General features: G+C 68.9%; 14 protein-coding genes and 1 tRNA gene. 8 read left to right on the top strand and 7 right to left on the bottom strand.

Annotated elements, in window-relative coordinates:
- Window positions 1-77 precede the first annotated feature (77 nt).
- A complete protein-coding gene (locus ABD134_RS11245; protein ID WP_378108311.1) occupies window positions 78-1,373 on the bottom strand; it encodes an MFS transporter in 1,296 nt (431 codons plus the stop codon).
- Window positions 1,374-1,822: 449 nt separating this feature from the next.
- Here ABD134_RS11245 and ABD134_RS11240 point away from each other — a divergent pair, with 449 nt between their 5' ends.
- Window positions 1,823-2,791, top strand: a complete 969-nt coding sequence (locus tag ABD134_RS11240; RefSeq protein WP_344229495.1) for a DUF559 domain-containing protein — start codon at window positions 1,823-1,825, stop codon at window positions 2,789-2,791.
- Between the two features lie 131 nt (window positions 2,792-2,922).
- Here the strand turns inward: ABD134_RS11240 and dcd are convergent, their stop codons facing one another.
- Window positions 2,923-3,504 (bottom strand): dCTP deaminase, encoded by a 582-nt coding sequence (gene dcd / locus ABD134_RS11235; RefSeq protein WP_344229493.1) that lies wholly within the window; start codon window positions 3,502-3,504, stop codon window positions 2,923-2,925.
- Between the two features lie 130 nt (window positions 3,505-3,634).
- Between dcd and ABD134_RS11230 the strand changes: the two genes are divergently transcribed.
- The 5 genes from ABD134_RS11230 to ABD134_RS11210 all read left to right on the top strand — a co-directional run bounded on the left by ABD134_RS11230 (window position 3,635) and on the right by ABD134_RS11210 (window position 8,457).
- A tRNA-Gly gene (locus ABD134_RS11230) sits at window positions 3,635-3,705 on the top strand.
- Window positions 3,706-3,779: 74 nt separating this feature from the next.
- On the top strand, window positions 3,780-4,790 hold the full coding sequence (locus tag ABD134_RS11225) for an AEC family transporter (protein ID WP_344230861.1): 1,011 nt from the start codon (window positions 3,780-3,782) through the stop codon (window positions 4,788-4,790).
- Window positions 4,791-4,939: 149 nt separating this feature from the next.
- Window positions 4,940-6,136: a hypothetical protein gene (locus tag ABD134_RS11220; RefSeq protein WP_344229491.1), complete on the top strand. Its 1,197-nt coding sequence runs from the start codon at window positions 4,940-4,942 to the stop codon at window positions 6,134-6,136.
- A gap of 223 nt (window positions 6,137-6,359) precedes the next feature.
- Window positions 6,360-7,682, top strand: a complete 1,323-nt coding sequence (locus tag ABD134_RS11215) for a glycine cleavage T C-terminal barrel domain-containing protein (RefSeq protein WP_344229488.1) — start codon at window positions 6,360-6,362, stop codon at window positions 7,680-7,682.
- Complete coding sequence (locus tag ABD134_RS11210) at window positions 7,669-8,457, top strand: IclR family transcriptional regulator (protein WP_344229486.1); 789 nt, start codon at window positions 7,669-7,671, stop codon at window positions 8,455-8,457. The genes ABD134_RS11215 and ABD134_RS11210 overlap by 14 nt, the downstream gene beginning before the upstream one ends.
- Before the next feature lie 55 nt (window positions 8,458-8,512).
- Here the strand turns inward: ABD134_RS11210 and ABD134_RS11205 are convergent, their stop codons facing one another.
- Window positions 8,513-8,989: a flavodoxin domain-containing protein gene (locus tag ABD134_RS11205; protein ID WP_344229484.1), complete on the bottom strand. Its 477-nt coding sequence runs from the start codon at window positions 8,987-8,989 to the stop codon at window positions 8,513-8,515.
- Window positions 8,990-9,034: 45 nt separating this feature from the next.
- Window positions 9,035-11,134: an NHL domain-containing thioredoxin family protein gene (locus ABD134_RS11200; RefSeq protein WP_344229482.1), complete on the bottom strand. Its 2,100-nt coding sequence runs from the start codon at window positions 11,132-11,134 to the stop codon at window positions 9,035-9,037.
- A 148-nt stretch (window positions 11,135-11,282) separates the two neighbouring features.
- Here ABD134_RS11200 and ABD134_RS11195 point away from each other — a divergent pair, with 148 nt between their 5' ends.
- Together ABD134_RS11195 and ABD134_RS11190 are read left to right on the top strand one after the other, a co-directional pair.
- Window positions 11,283-11,957, top strand: coding sequence for a GntR family transcriptional regulator (locus tag ABD134_RS11195; RefSeq protein ID WP_344229480.1), 675 nt, complete (start codon window positions 11,283-11,285; stop codon window positions 11,955-11,957).
- On the top strand, window positions 11,954-13,204 hold the full coding sequence (locus tag ABD134_RS11190; protein ID WP_344229478.1) for an MFS transporter: 1,251 nt from the start codon (window positions 11,954-11,956) through the stop codon (window positions 13,202-13,204). The genes ABD134_RS11195 and ABD134_RS11190 overlap by 4 nt, the downstream gene beginning before the upstream one ends.
- 10 nt (window positions 13,205-13,214) lie before the next feature.
- Here the strand turns inward: ABD134_RS11190 and ABD134_RS11185 are convergent, their stop codons facing one another.
- From ABD134_RS11185 to ABD134_RS11175, 3 genes are all read right to left on the bottom strand, one after another.
- Window positions 13,215-13,505 (bottom strand): DUF6480 family protein, encoded by a 291-nt coding sequence (locus ABD134_RS11185; protein ID WP_344229476.1) that lies wholly within the window; start codon window positions 13,503-13,505, stop codon window positions 13,215-13,217.
- A gap of 179 nt (window positions 13,506-13,684) precedes the next feature.
- Window positions 13,685-14,656, bottom strand: coding sequence for a hypothetical protein (locus ABD134_RS11180; protein WP_344229474.1), 972 nt, complete (start codon window positions 14,654-14,656; stop codon window positions 13,685-13,687).
- Window positions 14,653-16,758, bottom strand: a complete 2,106-nt coding sequence (locus ABD134_RS11175) for a bifunctional copper resistance protein CopD/cytochrome c oxidase assembly protein (protein WP_378108212.1) — start codon at window positions 16,756-16,758, stop codon at window positions 14,653-14,655. The genes ABD134_RS11180 and ABD134_RS11175 overlap by 4 nt, the downstream gene beginning before the upstream one ends.
- Between the last annotated feature and the right edge of the window lie 24 nt (window positions 16,759-16,782).

The following is a 16,782-nucleotide window of genomic DNA, read 5'->3' as shown; positions in this document are numbered from 1 at the left end:
ACATGGGGACCGAACTGCCCGATTATTCTCATGGCGTCAAGGGAATACCGACGGTTTGCCCAGTGTTTGCCCAGGGGTTAAAAGATGTCCTCGGTCTTCGGGTCCCGCACCCTGACCAGCAGGGCCATGCCGGCGATCAGCACCAGCAGGATGGCGGGGACCATGTAGCGCGAGTCACCGGTCAGGGCGATTCCCACGGAGATCAGGGCCGGCGTCAGGAAGGACACCGCCCGCCCGGTGGTGGCATAGAGGCCGTAGATCTCCCCCGCCCGTTGCTCTGAGGTCAACCTGCCGAGGAAGGAACGGGACGAGGACTGCACAGGTCCCACGAAGAAGCACAGGAGCAACCCGAAGATCCAGAAGGCCGTGGTCCCGTTGAGGAAGAAGATGACCCCGGCGGTGATGACGAGGCCGACCAACGATCCCATGATGACGCGCTTGGGCCCGATCCGGTCGTCGATCCAGCCACCGGTGAAGGAACCGGCGGCGGCCACCACGTTGGCTGCGATGCCGAAGATGAGGATGTCGGCCGGGTCAACGCCGTAGACCGTGGTGCCGAGGATGGCACCATAGGCGAAGACTGCGGCGACGCCGTCACGGAACACAGCCGAGGACGCCAGGAACCAGAAGGTGTTGCGCTGATGACGCCACAGCCCCACGATGGTCCGCCAGAGACGGCGGTAGGACTCGAACAGGCTGACTTTCTCCTCCTCGCCGGAGCCCCGGTGTTCAGGGGTGCTGAAGAACAGCGGCAGGGCGAAGGCGATGAACCACAGGGCCGAGAAGAGGGCCACCACGCGGATGTTCATCGCGTCGTCATTGGTCACCCCGAGCCAGTGCGTGTCCCCCGCGATGAAGCCCACGTAGAGGATGAGCAATAGGAAGATCCCGCCCACGTAGCCGGCACCCCAGCCGATGCCGGAGACCTTGCCGATGGTCTTCGGGGTGGCCACCTGCAGCAGCATGGCGTTGTAGTTCACCCCGGCGAACTCGAAGGCCACATTGGCGGCGGCGATCAGGACCACGCCGAGCAACAGGTACGCCTCGTCCGGGCGGACGAAGAAGCACAGGGCCGTGAGCAGGATGACCACGCCGGTGTTGATTCCCAGCCACAGCTTGCGCCGTCCGGCCCGGTCCGAACGCTGGCCCATCACGGGCGCGGTGAGCGCCACCACGACGCCGCCGATCGCGTTGGCCGCGGTGAGCCACTGCGTGCCCCGGTCATCCGGCCCGAACGAGTCCGAGGCCAGGTAGGTGGCGAACACGAATGTCACCATCACCGCGTTGAAGGAGGCTGAGCCCCAGTCCCACAGCGCCCACGCGGTGACGTGTTTCCGGTTCAGCGGGCGGTCGATCGGGCCGGCGTCCGCCATGGCCGTGGGTGCTTCGACTGCACTGGGGGCGGCGCTGGCGGCAGTGCTGGCGGTGGATCCGGCGGGACCCGTTCCGGGCGGGGGGCCGGGCTCGGACGGGACCGGCGAAGAGGGGGTGCTCATGCGGGGCATGCTACTGCTCCACGGAGGCCGCTCCGTGAACAAGCGAGATCCGACCCGCCGGCCCAATGGCAGGGGTGCCCCGGCTCCGCGACCCACGCTTGGCTCGGCCAGCGTCCATACATCGCGGCCATAGCGCGGCTCGGACGCCTCAGTTGGGGAGATTGCCGCCTTTCCGTCCCTCGTTTACCTCCCATTTCCCCCAACTGACAACCATGCCCTTCAGCGAGGGCTGCTTGCGCGCCCGTGACACGACAACGATGGCGGAGATATCCACAGGTAGGCACGCCTCGTTCCCACGTGTCTTCGATGTCCATCACGCTGGATCCATGCCCCGACCACCGAAGCCGTTGCCGGAGAGCCTGCTCCTCGCACCGTTCACCCGTGCCGAGGCCCTGAACTGCGGTGTTGAGCCTCATCGACTCCAATCCCCGGACATCGTCACTCTCGGCAAGGGCCTGTATGCGCATGTGGAGCTGACCATGACGTGGCCGGCGCGGCATGCGGAACCAGGGCACCGCCTGCCTCCGCTCGCCCTCGCCGCACTGTGCCGTCGGTATCCCGGTACCGTGGCCTCCTACGCCACCGCCGCCCATGCCACCAGGCTCCCTGTCCCGCGGATCCTGCAGGCTGAGCAGCGCGTCCATCTCACGTGGAGAGCGGGGGCGCACCAGGCCCGGCGCAAGGACATCGTCAGCCATCGCCATTCACTGAGCCCCAGTGACGTGACGACCCACCTGGGCATCCCCGTCACCACCCCGGCACGGACCTGGGTGGACCTGTCCGGCGACCCTCGCCTGACTGACATCGACCTGGTCGTGCTGGCGGACGCCATCATCAAGCGGCCATGGCGGAAGGGCCGTCGCGTCGAATCGCTGGACACTCTGGACGGTTTGGCGGCGGCGATCCAGCGCGCAGGCCGCGTCAAAGGAGTCCGGCGTGCCCGACTGTGCCTGGAGAGGGCACGGGTGGGTGCGGACTCCCCGCAGGAGACCAGGACTCGGTTGGCACTGGTCGATGCGGGTCTGCCCGAACCCGACCTGCAAGTCCGAGCCGACCCGGCGGACCCGTATTCACCCGCCGCCGACCTCGGCTATCGAGACCTGAAGCTGGCCATCCAGTACGACGGTGAGCATCATCGGACGCGTGAACAGCAGGCCGTCGACGCCGACCGGGACCGCGCCTTCCAGGAGCGGGGGTGGACTGTCATCCGTCTCACCTGGCTCGATCAGAAGCACGGCTTCACGCGTCTGATCCGGGAAGTTCGGAACCGCTTCGCCGCCGTGTTGCGAGCATGAGCCCCGGACGTGAACCGCGCTTCGGCAGTCAGTTGGGGAAGTTGCAACTTTCCAAAGGGCCGTTTAGCCGTCACATTCCCCAACTAACGAGAACTCGACCCGACCAGCTCGCTGACCGGCCAGCGTCACCCTCACCGTTCGATGATGGTCCGGTGGAAGTTCTGGTGAGAGCGAGACGCCGTGGGGCCGCGCTGCCCCTGGTAGCGGTTCAGGTAGGGGCCGGAGCCATAGGAGTGCTCAGCCGGCGAGGACAGCCGGAAGAAACAGAGCTGGCCGATCTTCGAGCCGGGCCACAGCTTGATCGGCAGGGTCGCCATGTTGGACAGCTCGAGCGTCACATGCCCGGAGAAGCCGGGGTCGATGAATCCGGCGGTCGAATGCGTCAGCAGGCCCAGACGCCCCAGCGAGCTCTTGCCCTCCAGCCGGGCGGCGACGTCGTCCGGCAGGGTGACCTGCTCATAGGTGGAACCCAGCACGAACTCCCCCGGGTGCAGGATGAACGGTTCCTCGGGGTCGACCTCGACCAGCCGGGTCAGTTCCTCCTGCGGTTCGGCCGGGTCGATGTGCGCGTACTTGTGGTTGTCGAAGAGCCGGAAGAACCGGTCGAGGCGGACGTCCACGCTGGAGGGCTGGACCATGTCCAGGACCAGCGGGTCCAGCTGGATGCGTCCGGCACTGAGTTCGGCCCTGATGTCGCGGTCTGAGAGAAGCACCTACCCAAAGTAGCGCAGGGCACACCGCGGTGCAGAAGCGGGACCCGCACACACCCCGTGTCCGGCGCTGGACAGCCGGGGAATCCGTGTAAGCTGGACTGCGCGTGACAGGTCGATCAGGCCATGTCCTGCGGGCGTAGCTCAATGGTAGAGCGCTTGCTTCCCAAGCAAGATACGCGGGTTCGATTCCCGTCGCCCGCTCTCTTTCTGCCCGGGGGCGCCCGATCCCGCTGGATCCAGCCTCACGGGCGGAGCCGTAGGGGAAGGGGATGCCGGTGCTGGAGGTCTTCTCCGGATTCACGGTCGTCTGGGTGATCATCCTTGTCGGCTACATCACCGGCCGCTCCAAGGTCCTCGGCGACCACGGTCAGCCGGTCCTCTCCCGCCTCGCCTTCTTCGTGGCCAGCCCCGCCCTGCTCTTCGACACACTCTCCGCCGCGGACGTGCAGTCCGTGCTGGGCCCGCAGTTGCTGGTGGCCGGCATCTCCGCCCTCGCCGCTGCCGGCCTCTACCTCCTGCTGGCACGGTTCATCCTGCCGAAGCGCGACGGCTCGGAGACCGTCATCGGAGCCCTGAGTGCCTCGATGGTCAACTCGGCCAACCTCGGCATCCCCATCGCCGCCTATGTCCTGGGCGACGCCGCCCTCGCCGCCCCGGTGCTGATCTTCCAGCTCGCCATCTACACGCCCATCTACGTGGCCTCGCTGGACTCCACCACAGTGACCGAGGCCCGCCGCCGCGCGGCCGTGCAAGGCCCGTCGGCGCACGACGCCGGCCGCTCGCCCGGTCCGAAGCGCCCGCCCAACCGGTGGGTCGCCTTCTGGCGGCAGGTCGGTCACATCGCGGTGAACCCGATGATCATCGGCTCGGTGCTCGGACTGGTCTTCTCGGCGACCGGGTGGTCACTGCCGGAACCGATCGCCGAATCCATCAGTCTGATCGCCGGCGCGTCCATCCCGGCCATGCTGCTGGCGTTCGGCATGTCCCTTGTGGGCTCCAAGCCCCTTGAGAAGGCGACCGGCCGCCGGCCGGATGTGGCGCTGGCCTCCACCATCAAGCTGCTGATCCACCCGCTGCTGGCTTGGATCGTGGCCGGGCCGCTGTTCGGGATGGAGGGCAACGAGCTGCTGATCGCGGTCGTCCTGGGCTCCCTGCCCACGGCGCAGAACGTGTTCGTCTCGGCCTCCCGCTATGAGACCGGCATGGTGGCCTCGAAGGACACGATCCTCATCACCACCATCGTGGCGATCCCGGCCATGATCGCTGTCGCACTGATCTTCGCCTGAGCCCTACCCGCCACAGCAGGACGAACCAGAACCCCAGGAACGCCACGAGGCTGATCTGCGGCAGTACCCCGCCCCACGGGCCGACGTCCGCTGGAGCCCACAACGTAGCGCTGCGGCCGGTGCAGGCGCCCCGTCCTAGGATGGCAGTCATGCCAGAGGCCAGAGACGACACCGCCACCGGGACTGACGGTCAGTCGGCGCAGGACGGATCCAGAGGACGCGACGCCGGTGCGGCGGGGAACCGCCGAGGGCGGACGCTGGGGCCGTCCTGGGCCTGGTGGGGTGGCGCGGCCGCGTTGACGTTGGTGGCCGGCGGCATCGCGATCGCCACGGTGAACACCGCTGTCTACTCCCCCGAGGCCCAGGTCGAGGACTACCTGGCGGCGTTGGCCTCCGGTGAGGGCGGGACCGCCGTGGCCCTGGCCTCCGGTGATACTCCAGAACTGGCGCCCGGCACGGCCACCGACCTGTTGCAGGGCGAGCCGCTGATCTCCGGCATGGAAGCCCTCGGAGAGCTCACCGTGTCCCGCGGTGAGGACACGCCGGAGGGTCGATCGGTTGAAGTCGTGGTCGGCTACAGCGTGGACGACGAGGAGCACAGCACCACCTTCACGGTGGAGAAGGCCGGCCGCGATTGGCTCTTCTTCGACCGGTGGCGGATGGCGGAGGTTCCCGTGCAGTCGGTCCAGGTGGTGCCGACGCCGTTGCCCGCCGAAGCCGCGTCCGGGCCGCTGAGGGCGTCCGTGAACGGCGTTGAGGCACCCCTGGTGACCGATCAGGAGGAGACGCCCGGACGGTCCTTCGCGGTGTTGCCTCCGATGGTGGTGGAGGCCGGATTTGAGAGCACCTACCTGCAGGCCGAGCTGGCCCGGCTGGTCGTGGATCACACGGCCACAGGCACCCCGGACCAGACCGCAGGCCATGAGGCAGGCACCACCGACCCGTCGGCAGATTCCCTCACGCTGGACCTGGCGTTGCAGTACACGGACGCCGTCTCCACGGAGGTCAACCAACAGCTGGACCGCTTCCTCGCCGGATGCACGGAACAGAAGGTCCTCAACCCCGCCGGCTGCCCCATGGGTTATGACACGGTGAACCGGATTCCGCCGGAGTCGATCACGTGGTCCATAGCCGGCGACCCCCAGGCCAGCGTGCTGGACCTGCCTGCCGAGGGCGATGATCCCACGGCGGTGGCCCCTCTGGAGGCGGAGGCCATCCTGTCCCTGAGCGAGATCGACCTGGTGACCGGCGAGCAGCGCACGGTCGAGCACCGCGAACCGTTCACGCTGGAGGCCGAGCTCACCGTCACCCCGGACGCGGTGCGCTACACGCCGAACGTTCCCTGACGCCGTCGGGCACACCGACAGGAGAACACCGGGAAGACGCCCGAAGACCACGGCAGATCGACGGCACCGCACCTCTTCCCCGGGACTTTCGACGCCGCTACGGTGGTCGCACCAGATGCGCATGACGGAACGGTGTTCATGATGCGCAACGTCTGGCGAGGCTGTCCGGCCGACGCCGTGGCAGCCTCCCCGCCGCCCACACAGCGCCCAGAGGATGACCCCCATGCAGAACACGCACCCCAACGTCCCCTCGATCGACCAACAGGACCGCACCGTCCCGATCAACCTCCGGCAATCCGGTCCGACCCCGGTCCAGATGCTGATCGACACCCGAGTCCGCAAATCGCCCTATTGGCACCTGTCCATGGAGGCCGGCTGCTGGCGGGCCTCCATCTACAACCGGATGTACCATCCGCGCGGCTACGTCCGGCCGGAGGACGGCGGGATGATGGCCGAGTACGACTCTCTCGTCAACCACGTGACCCTGTGGAACGTGGCGGTGGAACGGCAGATCCGGGTCCAGGGGCCCGACGCCGAGGACTTCGTCAACTTCGTCATCACCCGGGACGCCACCAAGATCCCCACCATGCACGCCCGCTACGTCATCCTCTGCAACGAGGACGGCGGGATCCTCAACGATCCGGTCCTGCTGCGTGTGGCCGAGGACGAGTTCTGGTTCAGCCTCTCGGACTCCGACCTGCTGTTCTGGCTTCAGGGCGTCAACATCGGCCGCCGGTTCGAGGTGGACATCCGTGAGATCGATGTCTCTCCGGTGCAGATCCAGGGTCCCAAGTCGGTGGACCTGATGACGGACCTGTTCGGTTCCGCCGTGGCGGAGCTGCCCTCCTATGGGCTGCTGGCCGGTGAGGTGGGCGGCTGCCCTGTCATCGTCTCCCAGACCGGCTTCAGTGGGGAGAAGGGCTATGAGATCTACTTGAAGGACGCCACACTGCACGCCGAGACCCTGTGGAACACGGTCCTGGAGGCCGGCAAGCCCCATCAGCTGGCCGTCGTCGCCCCGGCGCACCACCGCCGGATCGCGGCCGGGATCCTGTCCTGGGGCCAGGACATGGACCAGGAGACCCTGCCCTTCCAGGCCAACCTCAGCTATCAGGTGCCCCGCGAGAAAGCCTCCGACTACATCGGCAAGGCTGCCCTGGAGGAAGCCCGGCGCCAGCTCGAGGCCGGTACTCCGCCCTACACCCAGCAGCTGGTCGGTCTGAGGTTGGGCGGCAAGCCGATCGAGGACTACGCGCCGGACTTCTGGCTCATCAGCTCCTCACACGACGCCGGCCCGGGCGAGCCCGTCGGATACGTCACCTCTCCCTGGTACTCGCCGGAACTCGGGCAGAACATCGCCATGGGTTACGTGCCGGTGGAGCTCACCGCGCTGGGCACCCAGCTGTGGGTCCATCTGCCGGACGAATACTCCGATGCCCCGGGCAGCCCTGTGGCCGCCGAGGTGGTGGAAGTCCCCTTCCGGCCTTCCGTCAACCCGAACCAGCGCGAGATTCTTCGCCAACGGGGGCTGGATGCCGCCGTTTGAGGATGAGGGCGGTGGCACCTCCGGGGTGCAGTCCGTGGACCGGGCCGCCACTGTCCTGCAGATCCTCGCCAGGGAGGGGCGGGCCGGGGGCAGCGAGATCGCCGCGGAGATGGGGATCCACAAGTCCACGGCGTCCCGCCTGCTCGGGGCCCTGGTATCCCGGGAACTGGTGCAGCAGGACCGGGAGCGCGGCAAGTACCAGCTGGGATTCGGCATCCTGCGACTGGCCGCCGCCATCCCCGGTCGGTTGAACCTCGTCCAGGAGGTCGGCCCCCTGCTGCAGGACCTCGCCACCACGGTAAAGGAGACCGTGAACCTGGCCGTGCTCCGCTCGGGCTACGCCGTCAACGTGGATCAGGCCCTCGGCCCGTCCACCCTGGCCACGCAGGACTGGATCGGCAGCCTGACGCCATTGCACGCCACGGCCTCGGGCAAGGTGCTGCTGGCGGCCCTGTCCACGGAAGACCGCCGGCAGCTGTTGAGGGGCAGCCGCCTGCCGCAGTTCACCTCCCGGACCATCACGTCACGGGCCCGGCTCGAGGAGGAGTTGCTGGAAGCCGCGCACGCCGGGTACGCCGCCACCCGGGAGGAGTACGAGATCGGGCTGTCCTCGGTGGCCGTCCCGGTCCGCGACCACCGGGGCTCGGTGGTCGCGAGCATCAGCGTGTCCGGCCCGACCTTCCGGTTCTCCCCCGACGGCGATCCCTCGGTACTGGAGGCCCTGCACGGGACCGGCCTGGCCGCCAGTCAGCGGATGGGGTATTCGGCCGGCTGACCCGGTCCACCGGGGCGCGGGGCGGGCTCTCCCCTCCAGTCGCGGAGGAGGAGAATCAGTGGGCGCCGCGGTCGGACAGCGACTTGCCCCAGGCCTCGATGGCCTCCCAATTGCGGAAGTCTCCGTACTGGCCCTTGACCAGCTTGATGCTCAGCTTGTCCAGAAAGCCGAGCTTCTCCTCCGTCAGGGCGCCCCGCAGGTAGGCGGTGTCCCGGGGCCCGTAGGACTCGATGATGGCCTGCAGTCGCGGGTTGATCGAGGGTGCGGCGCCGGAGGCGAGGATGAACAGGGATTTGTCCGCCAGCTCGGCCCGGTGGGTGTCCAGGAACGCCTTGGCGGTCTTGTCCAGCGCATCACGGTAGATCGGCAGGGCGACCACCACTGCCTCGACCGTGGCGAGCCACTTCGGGGCGTCCTTCGGGTGCTCCACCACGGTGGTCACACCCTTGTTCACGCGCAGGACCTTGGCGATCCGTTCGGCGATCTCTCGGGTGGATCCGTGCTGTGAGGAGGCTACAACCAGGGTGGTCATGGGACATCTGCCGCCTTCGGGTGTCGGGTGCGGTGCTGGCGCTTGTCAGTGTATCCCGCGCAGGTCCAGGTCCAGTCGGGTCTCCGGCACCAGACCGGATGCCGTGGGGGCGGCCTCGGTCGCGATCGCACCGGTTCCGGCGTGCACCGTCACCGGGATGCCCCAGTCCTGCTGGTAGAGGTGGCAGGCGGCGTGGTCCGGGATCGGCTGGCCCTTCTCGCCGTCACAGGAGGCGGCGCGCGCGGTGATGTGCAGGACGCCCTCGGCCACGTCCGGATTGATCCGCAGGGTGCGGTGCAGGCCGGTGGAGGTGCCCTCGCCGCCCAGGAGCAGGTTCTCCGGGGAGGATGAGATCTTCAGCTGCGTGGGGTCGCCCCAGCGGTCGTCCAGCTTCTGCCCGGTCGGCGCCTTGAACGCAACGGCCAGGTCCACGTCCCCGGCGGCGATGGCGGTCCGGGGACGCTGTGTCTGCAGCGCGCCCTCGTCCACCTGCAGGTACTCGTCCGGCACGGACAGCCGCACCAGCTGATGGGCGTTGGTCTCCACCACCACGATCGAGGCGGGGATCCCGGCGGCGTCGGGTTCGACCAGGATGTCCGAGGGCTCCTTCAGCCCACGGGCCACGGTGGACACCTCGGCCTCGGTAGCGCGGCCGTCAGCGGCCACCCCGGCCGGGGCGTACCGGCGGATGGCCCCGTTGTAGGTGTCAGCCACCAGTACGGAGCCGTCCGGCAGTGCGGCCACACCCAGCGGGTGCTGGAAGCGGGCCTGCTCGGCGGCCCCGTCGCGGAAGCCGAAATCGAACAGCCCGGTCCCGACGGCGGAGCTCACCTGGCGCTCCAGCGCCTCCGAGCTGGTGGCCGGGGTGATGGACCGCAGGGCGGAGGACTCGGAGTCCGCCAGCCACAGGGTGCCGTCGGCCGACTCGGCCAGCCCGGAGGTCTGGGCGAACCAGGCCATGTCCGGGGCACCGTCCTCGAGGCCCTCGAGGCCGGTTCCGGCGTAGACGGCGAGTTCCCCGGTGCGGGGGTCGAAGCAGAAGATCTGGTGCGTTCCAGCCATGGCCACGATCAGGGTGTCCTCGGCGGTGGACCAGAGCACGTCCCACGGGCTGGACAGGGAGGTCTGCAGCGGGTCGGTGCCGAACGGCTCGAGGGACACCACCGCCTCGTCCCCTCCGGACCCCTTGTCCGCGGAGACGCGGGCCCGTTCCGGATCAATCAAGCGCTGCACGCCGTTGCCGGCCAGGGTGGTCACGGTCCCGCCTGCGAGGTTCACGCCGCGCAGGCGGTGGTTGACAGTGTCCGCCACCACCACGTCGTAGCCCACTGCGGCGGCGACATCCTCCGGCAGCAGGGTCAGGCCCTGTGGTTCGTTGAAGAGGGCCGTCTCCGGGCCTCCGTCCGTGATGCCCTTGGTGCCCTCGCCGATGGTGCGCAGCACGGTGGTCAGGTCCTCGGCCAGCTCGACGAGACGGTGGTGGCCGGTATCCGCCACCAGGAATGTGCCCGGCTGCGAGCCACGGGCCCCCAGGGCGATGGCCTTGCCGGGGAACTTGAGGTCGCGGATGACAGGCTCGGGCGGGACATAGGGGCCGTTGCCGCGGTGCAGGGTGCCCTTGGCCTCGTGCTCGGCCACCAGCTCGTTGACGAGCGAGGTCAGCCCGGCCACGTGGCCTTCACCGGAGAGGTGCGCGACGATGTAACCCTCGGGGTCCACCACCACGAGGGTCGGCCACGCGCGGGCCGAATAGGCCTGCCACGTGGTCAGCGTGGGGTCGTCCAGCACCGGGTGCTGGATGTCATAGCGCTCCACGGCGGCGGCCAACGCCTCCGGATCGGCCTCGTGGTCGAACTTCGGCGAGTGCACCCCCACGGTCACGAGCACGTCATGGAACTCCGCCTCCAGGGGCCGCAGCTCGTCAAGCACGTGCAGGCAGTTGATGCAGCAGAAGGACCAGAAGTCCAGGATCACGATCTTGCCCCGCAATGACTCCAGGTCCAGGGCCGTGCCGCCGGTATTCAGCCAGTTGCGGCCGACGAGCTCGGAGGCACGGACACGGGAGGCGGCCCGCAGTCCGGCGGCACCGGAAGCGGCGTCATCGGGTGCTGCTGTGGTGACCGGCTGGTCGGCAGGAGTGCTCATGAGGTCCATTCTCGTCTGCGGGCGTCGGGCGATGCCACTCGGTGGCGTCATACAAGGACAACGACGCCGAGTGCCGTCACCATTCCCCCGGCCCGCTGGCCCACCCCTCGATGAATGCATCAATGCATGCAAGCTGTAGGCTGTCGTGGTGACCCCACGCATCCTGCTCCCCTGGCATGACCCCTCCCCCCGCTCCGTGGCCCTCCGGATGGCCGCCTTAGCTGCCCGACGCATCGTGGAGGGCCGGTACGAGCCCGGGGAACTGCTCACCGAAGCACACTTGGCCGAGGCCGGCGGCGCCAGCCGGACGCCGGCCCGGGAGGCTATGCTGCACCTGCAGTCGTGGGGACTGGTGCGGCTCGCTCCGAAGAAGGGTGGCATCGTCACCGCCGTCTCGGGTGGCGAGCGTCGCGATCTGCTGGACCTCCGCGCCATGTGGGAGGTCCGCAGCGTCGAGCTGGTCGCCACGTCCACCCCCGAGCGCTCCGAACTGGTGGCCGCCTTGCGAACCAGCCTGGAAGACCAGCGGACCGCCCTCGATGCCGGTGACGTCCTGCTCTTCGCCGAGGCCGACTTCGGTTTCCACCTGCGGATCATCGAGTCCGGTGGCAACCGCGTGGTCGCCCAACTGGCCGCCGCCCTGGGCCCGCGTTTCGCTCGGCTGACCTACCTGGCCGCCAGCGGGGACCTTGATGCTGCCCGCCGCTACCACGGCGAGCACGAGGAGCTGCTTGGGCCCATCGAGGGCGGTGATCCCACCGCCTTTGAGACAGCCGTGCGCCATCACATCCGGTCCGCCCACTTCCCGGAGACCCACCAGTGAGCCGGACTGCCTCCCCCGTGGCGGAACCCCACCGTTGGGCTCCGTGGCTTCGGGTGGCTCCGGCGGTGTTCCTGCTGGCCTGGGGTGGCAATCACTTCACCCCCCTGCTGCACCTCTACGAGGAGCTAGGCAAATACTCGCCGTGGCAGGCGAACCTCCTGCTGGGCATGTATGTCTTCGGACTGGTCCCGGGACTGCTCGTGGCCGCCGCCTTGTCCGACCGGTATGGTCGGCGACCCGTGATGCTGGCCGGAGTGGCCGCCGGCACCACTGGCAGCATCCTCCTGGGCGTGGGGCTCCATTCGATGATTTTGCTCTGCATCGGTCGGACTCTCGCTGGCATCGGGGTGGGCGTGGCCATGTCCGTCGGGGCCTCTTGGATCAAGGAACTGTCCGCCCTGCCCCATGACGCCCAGGCCCCGGACGGAGCGGGGTCGCGCCGCCCCTCGCTCACCCTGACCCTGGGCTTCGCCCTCGGGGCGGGCATCACGGGTTCATTGGCGCAGTGGGCCCCGGCCCCGGCACAACTGCCCTACGCCGTCCACCTGGCCCTCATGGCCGGATCCATTCTCCCGCTGCTGTCGGCACCGGAGACGGTCGACCGCCAGCAGCAGGCCACCCGGCCATGGTGGCAGGACCTTCGCGTCCCCTCGGTCAGTCATCGCCGGTTCACCCGGCTCGTCCTGCCGGCGGCGCCCTGGGTCTTCGCGGCGGCGGGGGTGGCCTATGCCATCATGCCCGCCGTGGTGGCGCCCGGTCTCGGTGACTGGGCGACGCTGTATGCCACCGTCCTGACCGTCCTCACGCTCGGTTCCGGGGCCGCAGTCCAACCCCTCGTGGTCCGCATCGATCAACGCACTCGAGGCCGTGCCCTGTCCCACGGGTTGGCACTCATGGTCCTGGGAATGGTGCTGGCCGTGGTGGCCGGGCTGCTACGCGACCCGGTCTTCGCCCTGGCCGTGGCCGTGGTGCTCGGAGTGGCCTACGGCATCACCGTGGTCGCCGGGCTGGCCCACGTCCAGGCCATCGCCACGCCGCAAGACCTTGCCGGTCTGACCGGCATCTTCTACGCCCTGGCCTATTCGGGCTTCCTGCTGCCTACCCTGCTGGCCGCGTTGCTGCCGGTGTCTCCCTACCCTGTGTCCCTGGCCGCGGTGGCGGTCGTCTGCGTCGTCTGCCTGGCCCTGGTGTCCACGGGGCCGCGGCGCTTGCGCAGGCGCTCCGCCCGGGAGCAGTCCGGAACGTAGCCCCGCCCGACTACTCCTCGTGTCCCTGGTCCCGGCTCATCTGGCCGTCGGCGGGCGGAGTCTCCCCCGGCGGCACACTGCCACCGCGGTCCAGACCGGTGACGTTCTCCTCTGCCGGGTCCGGGTTCGCGGACTCGGACTGCTCCTCGGAGTACGTGTCCCCGTCCTCCTCGGCCGACTTCCCCGGCTGGTTGGCAGCGCCAGTGACACCACCCTGGGGCTGCCTGGTTCCCTCCCGGTCGAGTTCGTTGGTCTCCGTGTCCCGGAAGCTGTCATCGGGCTGGGGCTGGGTGGTGCTCACTGCGGCTCCTTCGAGTGGGGTTCTGCCGGTCAGGGGTTCCGTGCGGCCATCCTGACAGCATCTCCGGCCGCGCGTGAACCCCTGTGGTCCACAGTGGGGTCACAGGCAGTCCGGGAATGGACCAGGGTCGGCATAGGCGGGTGGGAGGGAGGTGGGCCAGGGCCGGGCCACAGCGAGGTTCAGAGCGCTCCTTCGGCGGCAGCCAGGATCTGCTCGGCGATGGTGGTGAACTCCTCGCCGGCCACCTCCGAGTCGCCGATGAAGGAGACCATGACCACGTGCTCGGCCGTCTGCCCGATCAGCACCTGCGCTGTGGTCTCCGTATCCCCGCCAGCCGGGGTCCGGGTCCACACCAGGCCGGAGTCCACCTCGTCTCCCTCCGCTGCGGAGGTCCGGGCCGTGAAGTCGAACGTGGACTGCTGGAGGTTCGAGTCCGTCACGGTCATCGTCAACTCGGGGCAGTCCGCCACAAGCCTCTCGACGTTGGTCAGGTGCTCCTCCACCACACTGGCCTCCTCGAGGGAGGCGACCTCCACGGTGCCGGTCCCGGCGAAGGCCTCGGAGCCGAAGTCCAGCCGGGAGGCGTCCGCCCCCGGCATGAGGATGGGCGACCAGTCCACGGCCGTCAGCGGGGACTTGCAACTGGCCGGCTCCACCGCAGTGCCGGAGGTGTTCGTCTGGCGTAGGCGGGCCTCCTCGCGCGTCGCGGCGATCTCGGCGTCCGTGGCGGAGACCTGGTTGGTGAATCCGAAGCTGGCGGCCCGCTCGGCAGCGGCGCCCACCGCGGCCTGGTCCGCGCGCGCGTCGGCCACCTCGGTCTCTGCGGGCTCATCGGAGGAGGTGCCCGACGCCGGCGACCCACCGCCAGCGCCTGCCCCGCCTTCCCCGCTTCCTTCGGTTTCTCCACTCTGGCCTTCGGCGCCAGGGGTCGGTTTGGCGCTACCGGACGGATTCTCCGCGGTGATCCCGTGCGGGTTGGCGGGGACGCCGGCGTCGGTCCCCTCCTGATCGCCGACGCCACCCGAGCAAGCGGCGAGGACGAGCATCCCGGCAAGGCCCATGGCGGCCATTCGAGCACCCGGGCCGGGCAACCGGCGGGAACCGGCACGGGTCCGCCGCGGCTGCGTGCGGCGGGGGGAATTCTTGGTCATCGGCGGGGCTCCTCGTTCTCGGCAAGTTCTTCATACATGCGGTTCCAGGCCTTGAGCTCGGCCTCATCGTTGAGGTCAGCCTTGCGGTCCAGCCGCTTGGTCTCCTTGGCGTCCGTGCGGGACCACATCACGGCCACAGCCACCGCCATGAGCACCGTGGGCACCTCACCGATCCCCCACATCACGGCACCGCCGATCTGCTGGTCGGCGAGGGCGGAGGGCCCCCAGTCGCGTCCCGTGGACCCGAACCAGGAGGCTTGGAGGAGAGACTCGGATGACGTCATGGCCACGCCGATGAACGCGTGGAAGGCCATGGTGGCCAGCAGGATCACCAGCCGGAGCGGGTAGAGCGCCTTGCGCGGCAGTGGGTCGATCCCGATCATCACCGAGGCGAAGATGTAGCCGGTCAACAGGAAGTGGACGTTCATGAACTCGTGCCCGAGGTGCTCCTGGAGGGAGAAACCGAAGAACGGTGTGTAGTAGAACACCAGGATCGAACCGGCGAAGTTCACGGCGGCCACCACCGGGTTGGTGATGAACCGGCCGAAGGGCGAGTGCACGATCCACAGGATCCACTCGCGGGGGCCGCGGGTGCCGTCCGTGCGGCTGGGCAGGGAACGCAGCGCCAGGGTGACGGGGGCGCCGAGCACCAGGAACATCGGCGAGATCATGGTCAGCGTCATGTGGGCCACCATGTGGGCGCTGAACAGGACCTGGCCGTAGATCGCCGGGGAGCCGGACGTCACCCAGAACAGGATGGTCAGGCCGAGCACGAAGGAGATCGTGCGCAGCACGGGCCAGCGGTCACCGCGGCGGTGGAGCCGGACGGCGGCACGCACATACCAGATCACCAGAAAAGCGATGATGGCGACCCACAACCAGTCGAAGCGCCACTGCGTGAACCAGTTCGCCACAGTCAGTTCCGGGGGGAGGTCGTAACCGGTGAGGATGCGGGCCGGGGAGGCGTCCGGGGCGATCTCCTCGGGGACGGGCGGAGAGGTTCGGGAGAGGACGGTGGCGAGCCCCATGATCGCCGCCATGATCGCTGCCTCCACCGCGATCAGCTGCCACAGCAGGCGCTGGGCGGCCGGCGGTGGTGCGGTGGTGCCGGTGGCCAACCTCGGGATGACCCACAGCCGGTGCATCAGTCCGATCAGGCCGAGTAGCACGGAGCCCACGAGCTTGGCCAGCACCAGCACGCCGTAGGGGCTGGTGAGCTGCTCCAGCGTGTTCATGCGGATGGCGGCGTTGACCACTCCGGACAGAACCACGGTGGCCAGCCCCAACCCGGCCAGGAGCGAGTATCGGCTGACCACGGTGTAGATCAGCGGTTCAGGGCCCTGCCGGTGGGCGGAGGACTTTCCACTGGCACCATCCGGGCCGTGCAGCTTCGGGGAGACCAGGGCCAGGACGATCAGCCCGCCGATCCAGACGACTACGCCAAGTAGGTGTAGGCCGATCGAGTTGACCGCCCCGTTGTGGTCATCCCCGGAGGCCGAGTGTCCGATGAGGGCCAGGGGCACGATGCCGACCAGGCCGAGCAGGGCCGTCCAGGCCAGGCCTACCATGGAGCGGACGGCCAGGGTCAATGAGGTGATGACGGCGGCCAGGACTGTCACCACGGTCCAGGCCTGGCCCACGGAGATGTCCTGCAGATAGCCGACGAGGCCGGAGGTGAACGAGGCACTGGGGTCCAGGGGCACGCCGGCGAGGTCCGAGTAGGACAGCACCAGCACGGCGAGGGCGGACAGCGTCCAGACCACAGAGGCGGCGGTGGCCACCTGCATCAGCCGGGTGAAGGCCGGATGTTCGCCTCCCTCTCCACGGTGAGCCCGCTGGCCCCGGGAGGGCGGCATGATGGCGCAGGCGAAGATCAGCGCGCCGACGGCGGTGGGCATGGCCAGGTTGTTCACCATCTCCGCCACCGGCAGTCCCCAACGCGTCAGAGTCCCGGGGTCGGAAAGTTGGTCCACGGCCAGGATGCCCGTCCAGGCGGCCGCCAGCACCAGGCTGACCGCGCCGACGACGCCGGCCACGGGCCACAGCCACACCGGCGCGGGGATGCCCCGCTCAGCGGTTGGGGAAGGTTTCACGGTATCCATTCTCTCGCAGCTGGTTCCAGCTGG

It is taken from the genome of Citricoccus alkalitolerans, assembly GCF_039528175.1.
Classification (GTDB): domain Bacteria; phylum Actinomycetota; class Actinomycetes; order Actinomycetales; family Micrococcaceae; genus Citricoccus; species Citricoccus alkalitolerans.
This window is presented reverse-complemented; position numbering and strand designations above follow the sequence as displayed.